The organism is Aeromonas sp. SER, from assembly GCF_038739615.1.
GTDB lineage: Bacteria > Pseudomonadota > Gammaproteobacteria > Enterobacterales > Aeromonadaceae > Aeromonas > Aeromonas jandaei.
Window position 1 is genome coordinate 1 of the sequence record NZ_JBCGFC010000039.1, and the last position, 255, is coordinate 255.

Below are 255 nucleotides of genomic sequence, written 5' to 3' on the forward strand. Positions count from 1 at the left end.
TCGTGTTCATGAACAAGTGTGACATGGTAGATGACGAAGAGCTGCTGGAACTGGTCGAGATGGAAGTTCGCGAACTGCTGTCCGAGTACGACTTCCCGGGTGATGACCTGCCGGTAGTCCGTGGTTCTGCACTGAAAGCGCTGGAAGGCGAAGCTCAGTGGGAAGAGAAGATCCTGGAACTGGCTGGCCACCTGGACAGCTACATTCCGGAGCCGGAGCGTGCAATCGACCTGCCGTTCCTGATGCCTATCGAAG

Annotated in this window: 1 protein-coding gene; it reads left to right on the forward strand. The window is 56.5% G+C overall.

Annotation, left to right across the window (positions count from 1 at the left end):
• Positions 1 to 255: GTP-binding protein (locus AAHA41_RS22600; protein ID WP_342697351.1), on the forward strand; the 255-nt coding region annotated here is incomplete at both ends.